Source organism: Geminicoccus sp., from assembly GCF_036263595.1.
Taxonomy (GTDB): Bacteria; Pseudomonadota; Alphaproteobacteria; order Geminicoccales; family Geminicoccaceae; genus Geminicoccus.
In genome coordinates this window covers 1-6,417 of record NZ_DATAGQ010000217.1, presented here as the reverse complement: position 1 = coordinate 6,417, position 6,417 = coordinate 1, and the positions used below count along the sequence as shown (strand labels likewise).

The 6,417-nt window shown below is 62.8% G+C and carries 8 protein-coding genes and 1 pseudogene; 5 read left to right on the top strand and 4 right to left on the bottom strand.

What is annotated here, in order from left to right; all coding sequences use genetic code 11:
- The 3 genes from VHL31_RS27090 to VHL31_RS24045 form a co-directional block, all read right to left on the bottom strand.
- Positions 1–100 (bottom strand): FitA-like ribbon-helix-helix domain-containing protein (locus tag VHL31_RS27090; RefSeq protein WP_414653816.1); only part of this gene is annotated, 100 nt, incomplete at its 3' end.
- Positions 101–356: 256 nt separating this feature from the next.
- On the bottom strand, positions 357–1,355 hold the full coding sequence (locus VHL31_RS24050; protein ID WP_329663785.1) for an alpha/beta hydrolase: 999 nt from the start codon (positions 1,353–1,355) through the stop codon (positions 357–359).
- Between the two features lie 20 nt (positions 1,356–1,375).
- Positions 1,376–1,585: a 4-oxalocrotonate tautomerase family protein gene (locus VHL31_RS24045; protein ID WP_329663784.1), complete on the bottom strand. Its 210-nt coding sequence runs from the start codon at positions 1,583–1,585 to the stop codon at positions 1,376–1,378.
- A 139-nt stretch (positions 1,586–1,724) separates the two neighbouring features.
- On the opposite strand from VHL31_RS24045, the gene VHL31_RS24040 reads away from it, so the two are divergent.
- A complete protein-coding gene (locus VHL31_RS24040; protein ID WP_329663783.1) occupies positions 1,725–2,633 on the top strand; it encodes a LysR substrate-binding domain-containing protein in 909 nt (302 codons plus the stop codon).
- A 60-nt stretch (positions 2,634–2,693) separates the two neighbouring features.
- On the opposite strand, the gene VHL31_RS24035 is transcribed toward VHL31_RS24040, so the two are convergent.
- On the bottom strand, positions 2,694–3,629 hold the full coding sequence (locus tag VHL31_RS24035; RefSeq protein WP_329663782.1) for a LysR family transcriptional regulator: 936 nt from the start codon (positions 3,627–3,629) through the stop codon (positions 2,694–2,696).
- A 101-nt stretch (positions 3,630–3,730) separates the two neighbouring features.
- Between VHL31_RS24035 and VHL31_RS24030 the strand changes: the two genes are divergently transcribed.
- From VHL31_RS24030 to VHL31_RS24015, 4 genes and pseudogenes are all read left to right on the top strand, one after another.
- Complete coding sequence (locus VHL31_RS24030; protein WP_329663781.1) at positions 3,731–4,150, top strand: DoxX family protein; 420 nt, start codon at positions 3,731–3,733, stop codon at positions 4,148–4,150.
- A 24-nt stretch (positions 4,151–4,174) separates the two neighbouring features.
- The gene (locus VHL31_RS24025) at positions 4,175–5,062 is read left to right on the top strand and encodes a VOC family protein (RefSeq protein WP_329663780.1); all 888 of its coding nucleotides are present in this window, start codon (positions 4,175–4,177) and stop codon (positions 5,060–5,062) included.
- A gap of 55 nt (positions 5,063–5,117) precedes the next feature.
- On the top strand, positions 5,118–6,074 hold the full coding sequence (locus tag VHL31_RS24020; RefSeq protein WP_349262538.1) for a glutathione S-transferase family protein: 957 nt from the start codon (positions 5,118–5,120) through the stop codon (positions 6,072–6,074).
- A gap of 219 nt (positions 6,075–6,293) precedes the next feature.
- Positions 6,294–6,417, top strand: a pseudogene (locus tag VHL31_RS24015) (IS3 family transposase); the annotation flags it as partial.

Below are 6,417 nucleotides of genomic sequence, written 5' to 3'. Positions count from 1 at the left end.
AACGCACTTCTTCTTCCATCGAGCGGCCATGGCGGGCAGCACGGACCCGCAGCCGCTCCTTTACGGTCGGATCGAGGTTGCGGACAGTGAGGCTGGCCATGGCATTGAGCTAACCGAGCTATTTGATTGCAATGTAATCATGGATTGCACGACCAGCAACAGCGGATTAGCTGATATTGCTTTTTATGGGTCTACCCCAGTAAGCCAGAAGCGTGAGACACCACAGCCCGTCTCACATGGGCTGTTCTGGAGCTTTCGAGACAGTAATTCCGACAGGTCTCGACCCTAACAAGACAAGCCCTTCCCACTATGTCCATCTGGCGTGTACTGGGCTAGAAGAGCGCCGCTCCAACGGATCAGCGCTCCAGAAACCCCCGGAGATCGTCTGTGAACTTGATGGGGTTCTTGAACATCAAGAAGTGGTCGCCCTGCTCAGCCGAGCTGTAGCTGTAGAGGGTCGCGTTCGGGATCACCGCTGCTGCCCAGCGTTGGCTGGGCAGGTTGTTGCTCTCCTCGCCTGAGAAGATCGCGACCGGCACATCAATCCTGTGGCGGATCACGTCGCGCCAGTCGTTGGTGACGTGGTCGAACAGCACGCGACCGATCGCTTCCGGATCATTCTTGATAAACGCTTCCGCGAACGCCTCGGAGTTCAGAAAAGCGGGCGAGTCCTTGAGCTGGAACCGCGCCCAGGGCTTGAGATCCGTAACAAGGCTGTTGAGCGGTTCACCGCGGGTCATGCCCGCCACCATGCGCTCTGCCGACGTCGTCGTGCCGCCAGCCTCCAACCGCTCCTGTTCCGACCAGTCGTCGTGCGAGTAGATCGAGATCGGCTCGTCGGCGAAGCACGCCTTGCGGATGCCTTGCGTCCCGAACAGATCGATGTAGCCCCAGATCACGGACGCGCCCATCGACCAACCGCAGAGGTCAACCTGCTGCAGACCAAGGTGGTCGACGAGTTCCTTCAGGTCCATCGAGAAGCGCTCGATGCGCGATCCATAAGGCACACGCTCAGAGAATCCTTGATTGCGCGGGTCGAGCACGATCACCCGGTAATGCGGGGAGAGCAGGTACATCACGTTGACGTACTCGGCTCCGTTCGCCGACCAGCCGGGTATGAAGATGACCGGCCGGCCCTGCCCCGCCTCCCAATAGCTTAGTCCCACGCCGTCGTTGGTCACGAACCTATTGATCTGGAGGTCCGTGAACTCTGACAGCTTGGCCGGCAGCCCTTTGATTCTGTTGGGGAAGATGAAGTTACTTCCCAACACTTGAAGGGCCGGTTCGGCGTGGGCCTGTGCCGTCGCCAAGCCCAGAGCAAGGGCACACACCACCCCGAGAATGGTCGTCCGCATGCTGTTCTCCTCAAGCAGCGTCAGGCCTCGCCAGCACTTTCTGCGGCCACCCTTCCAAACAGGTTGCCGGCACCCGCCCAATCGCTCGGCTTCACGTCGTCGAAGATGACGTAGATGTACTGGGGATCAGTCCCGGTGTTGCGGACGATGCTCTCGGTGATCTCTGCGGCCACCTTCTCTTTTTGCGCATGGTCCTTGCCTTCGAACCAGCTCACGCGAACGACGGGCATGAAGTTTCTCCTCTGTCAGGCGAATGGCGAACGGCCCGCTCGAGCCGAAGCGCTAGGGGATGTCCCTTAGTTATCTATTGTGGAAGCAGCGGCTATAAAGGTAGCAATCGGCGACAGTGAGTAGAGCGGAGTTCTACCAGTGCCTGAGCAGGATCCGCTCTCCGGCGTAACGGTGTTCGTGGCTGCCGCCCGCGCGCGCAGCTTCACCGAGGCAGCCGAGCGCCTTGGCATCACCAAGTCGGCGGTGGGCAAGAGCATCATCCGGCTAGAGGAGCGGTTGGGCTTCAAGCTGTTCCACCGCACGACTCGGCTGACCCGGCTGACGGCGGACGGCGAGGCCTACCTTGCCGCCTGTGCTGGCGCCATTGACGAGATCACCGCAGCCCAGGCAGCACTGTCCTCCAGCAACCGCGTCCTCAAGGGGCGGCTACACATCGACATGCCGGTCGCCTTTGGGCGACGCGTGCTGCTGCCGCTCCTGATCGAGATGATCCGCCCCCATCCGGAGCTCAGCCTGAACCTCACCTTCACCGATGCAACCAGCGATCTGCTGCAGGACGACGTCGATCTTGCCATCCGGTTCGGCGCGCTCAAGGACAGCAGCCACCTGATCGCCCGCCACCTGGTCGACCAGGAGCGCGTGATCTGCGCGGCACCGGCCTATCTCCGTGCGTATGGTGAACCGCGCACACTGGCCGATATCCGCGCGCATCGCTGCATCGTTGGCTCCGTCAAGGGACCGCCGCTCGCCTGGACCGTACGCGAGGCCGGGGTCGAGACGCGTGTCACGCCGCCTGCGATGCATCAGCTGAGTGATGGTGAGGCGATGGTCGACGCTGCGGTCGGCGGGCTCGGACTCTGCCAGCTTCCGATCTCGCTTGTCCGCACCCAACTCAAGCAGGGTGTGCTCGAAGCTGTCCTGCGCGACTATTCCACGGTCCCCGTGGGTGTCCATGCACTCTGGCCGCGCCAGGCACAGCTCAGTCCGCGGGTGCGGTACGTCGTGGACCAGCTCGTCGCCTACGCGGCCAGGGGTGGGTTGAGCTGAGGGCCTAGCCAGGAAATATTGTGCAACTGCCTCAAGGCGTGTTGACGACCTCGCTGCCGATTACGATCCAGAAGCGGGTGGTAAAGAGCGATCCCACGGCGGAACGCCTCCAAAGCGCTGTCCCAAGAACTCGATGAATGTCCGTACCTTGGCAGGCGGCAGGCGGCTCGCTGAATGTAGGGCATAGATACCGGGAAGCTCGATAAAGGGTACATCGAGTTCGACCACTATCAGACGTCCGTCTCTCAAGGCGTCCGACACCAGAAAGGTAGGCTCGTAGATGAGGCCCTGCCCGGCGAGTGCGGCGGCAACCAAAGCATCCCCGTTGTTGGAACGGAGATTGCCCGAGACCGGCACGCTGACACGCGCATCCTGGCCAAACAACCAGCGACCTCCGGACTGCATGCGCGAGAGGGTGTAGCTGAGGCAGTTGTGGCCAGCGAGGTCTCTCACGGTGGCCGGCCGTCCATGCTCCGCGAGATAATCAGGTGATGCACAAACGACCATCCGACAGGGTGCGAGACGCCGCGCCATCATGCTGGAATCCTGCATTCGGCCTATCCGGATGGCGAGATCCCAGCCCTCCTCGACGAGGTCGACGAAGCGGTCGGAGAGGCCAAGGTCCATAAGGACGGCCGGGTGTCGGCGAGCGAATTCAGCCATCATGGGTGCAATGTGACGTATGCCGAAGGACAGCGGCGCGTTGACCCGGAGTGTTCCTCGGGCCTCGACCCGCTCCGCTGCAGCGGTCGCCTCCGCCTCCTCGATGTCGTCGAGGATACGTTCGGCGCTCTCCAGGTACCGACGCCCGGCTTGGGTCAACGTCAGTTTCCGGGTGGTGCGATGGAGGAGCCGCACACCCAAGCGCTCCTCGATGGCCGCGATATGCTTGGTCACCATGGTCTGTGACATGCCGAGTGCGCGTGCCGCCGCCGACAAGCTTCCAAGCGCGGCAACCCGCGAGAACACCTGCATTCCCGTCACCCGGTCCAGCATCAACCTCACTCGCACAGTGTGAGCTAAATTTTCAGATCAGCTGATTATCACACCAGAACGCAAGCCGTACATGAGGTACCAGACAACAGGAGCCCACCGACATGATCGATACCCGCACTGCCCCTTATGCCGCGTTCGTATTGCGCGTCACTCTCGGGCTGCTCTTCCTTGCCCATGCCGGTCTCAAGATCTTCGTCTTCACGCCCGCCGGCACGGTGCAGTTCTTCGGTAGCCTCGGCCTTCCCGGTACCCTCGCCTATCTGGTGATCACAGCCGAGATCCTGGGCGGCATTGCCCTCATCCTCGGCGTCTATAGCCGCCTCGTTGCGCTCGCCCTGGTGCCGATCCTGCTCGGCGCGATCTTCACCGTGCACGGCGCGGCAGGTTTCTTCTTCTCCAGCCCGAACGGAGGCTGGGAATTTCCTGCCCTCTGGATCATCGGCCTCGTTAGTGTGGCGCTGCTCGGTGATGGCGCCTTTGCCGCCAAGCCTACTCCGGCCGTGCGTCTTGCGACCGCCTGACCTGTGGCCGATCGGAGATCGTTGATGACCGACCTTGTCGATGCCATGCCGAAGCTACCTGCCTCCCCCGTGCTCGCCGCTGCGCCGCATCGGATCGGCATCGTCTCGCTCGTGGTCCATAATCTCGATGCCGTCAGCCGTTTCTACGAGGACACGATCGGGCTCAAGGTGATCGAGCGGTGCGGTGGAACCGCCCGTCTCGGTACCGGCTCGACGATACTCCTCGAGCTCGTTCATGATCCTGCCGCGCGCCGCCGTTCACCGCGAGAGGTGGGCCTCTTCCACACGGCCTTCCTACTGCCGAGCCGAGCCGATCTCGGCGCTTGGATCGCCTTCGCCTCAGAGCAGCGGATCGCCGTCCACGGTGCCTCCGACCATGCCGTCAGTGAGGCCGTCTACCTCTCTGATCCCGAAAGCAACGGCATCGAGATCTATGCCGACCGCCCGGCAGGCCAATGGCCTGTCACCCAGGCGGGGTACGACATGCCGAGTGATCCGCTGGACATTCAGTCGGTGTTCGAGGCGGCCGGCGGTCGCCGCTGGAACGGCTTTCCCAATAGCGGGATCGTCGGTCACGTACATCTTCAGGTCGGCGCGATCGCACCGGCCGAAACCTTCTACAGAGACCTCCTCGGCTTCGACATCACCTGCCGCTACCCCGGCGGAAGCTTCTTCGGGTCGGGCGGATATCACCACCAGCTCGCGGCCAACATCTGGAACAGTCGCAACGCATCGCCGCGTCAGGATGCGGTGACCGGGCTTTCCTGCTTCGAGCTTCTCGCCCGCGACCGTTCGGTCGTGGACGACGCAGCCGTCCGGCTGAGGGCCGCCTCGGTAGCGACCACCCCACTCGAGGGCGGCTTTGCGGTCCAGGATCCTTGGGGCACGCGCGTCCTCCTGCGTACCGCCTGATCGATCGGCGATCTGGCCCGATTGTCCTCGCAAACCTCGTTGGGTGAACCCGATCATGCTCGTGAACGGCACGTGGTCCACTGCCTGGCACCCCGTCCAGGCCAAGGACGCCAAGGGCGGCTTCGTCCGCCAGACCTCCAGCTTTCGCCATTGGGTCACGCCCGATGGAAGCCCCGGGCCGACTGGCGAAGGTGGCTTCCCGGCTGAGGCCGGGCGCTACCACCTCTACGTCGCACTGATCTGCCCCTGGGCCTCGCGCACCCTGATCGCCCGTGCCCTGAAACAGCTCGAGGACGTGGTCTCGGTAACGGTGCTGGAGCCGGCCCTCACCGACGAAGGCTGGCGCTTTGGCAACGATGCGGTCTGCCGTCCGGATCCGCTCAACGGCGCGACTCATCTGCACGAGATCTACACGCGGGCTGATCCCGCGTTCACCGGCCGTGCCACCGTTCCCGTCCTTTGGGACAGGACGAGCCAGACCATCGTCAACAACGAGTCCACCGATATCGTGCGGATGCTGAACTCCGGCTTCGGCGTCCTGGCCGATGACCTGGTTGACCTCTATCCAGAGCCACTTCGATTGGAGATCGACTCGCTCAACGAGCACATGTACCCGCGCCTGAACAACGGCGTCTATCGCGCCGGCTTTGCCACCACCCAGGCGGCGTATGAAGAGGCCTTCGCCGACGTCTTCGCGATGCTGGATGAGCTTGAGGACAGGCTTGATGGCCGCCGCTTCCTCGTCGGTGATCACCTGACGGAAACCGATATCCGCGCCTTCGTGACCCTGGTCCGGTTCGACGCCGCCTATTACGGCCTCTTCAAGTGCAATCGCCGGCGGATCGCCGACTATCCCAAGCTCTCGACCTACCTCAAGCGCATGCTTAGCATACCGGCGATCGCCAAGACGGTGAACATCGACCACATCAAGCGCGGCTACTACTCGATCAAGGCTCTGAATCCGAACGGCATTGTTCCCGTTGGGCCGGACCTGCCGTTCGCTCCCCGCTGAACAATGGCCGCCTCGGAGCGCGAAGACGATGCTCCAGAACCTTGCGGTTGTTGAGCTGACCAACCGCTTCTTGGGTGTGGTGAGCGCACAGAGAAGGACGCGATTAGATGCTTGATCCCGCGATGTGATGGTACAGTTGACCATCATGCGGCAGGGTGATCCTCCCCCGCTTCGGTGGACACTTCTGATACGCTTCAAGGGGGCGAGGAAGGTGATCTGATGGCGAAGACGAGGCGGGCGTTCACGCCCGGGTTCAAGCGGGGGCGGCAGGGCTGTTGGAGAGCAGCGGCCGGCCGCAGATGCAGATTGTGGCCGAACGTGGGATCCAGCCCTCGATGCTGAG

Bases quoted from the DNA above. Each gene is read 5' to 3' on its own strand.
- VHL31_RS24050 (WP_329663785.1), bottom strand. From the start codon at position 1,355: ATGCGGACGACCATTCTCGGGGTGGTGTGTGCCCTTGCTCTGGGCTTG.
- VHL31_RS24045 (WP_329663784.1), bottom strand. From the start codon at position 1,585: ATGCCCGTCGTTCGCGTGAGCTGGTTCGAAGGCAAGGACCATGCGCAA.
- VHL31_RS24035 (WP_329663782.1), bottom strand. From the start codon at position 3,629: ATGCTGGACCGGGTGACGGGAATGCAGGTGTTCTCGCGGGTTGCCGCG.
- VHL31_RS24030 (WP_329663781.1), top strand. From the start codon at position 3,731: ATGATCGATACCCGCACTGCCCCTTATGCCGCGTTCGTATTGCGCGTC.
- VHL31_RS24025 (WP_329663780.1), top strand. From the start codon at position 4,175: ATGACCGACCTTGTCGATGCCATGCCGAAGCTACCTGCCTCCCCCGTG.
- VHL31_RS24020 (WP_349262538.1), top strand. From the start codon at position 5,118: ATGCTCGTGAACGGCACGTGGTCCACTGCCTGGCACCCCGTCCAGGCC.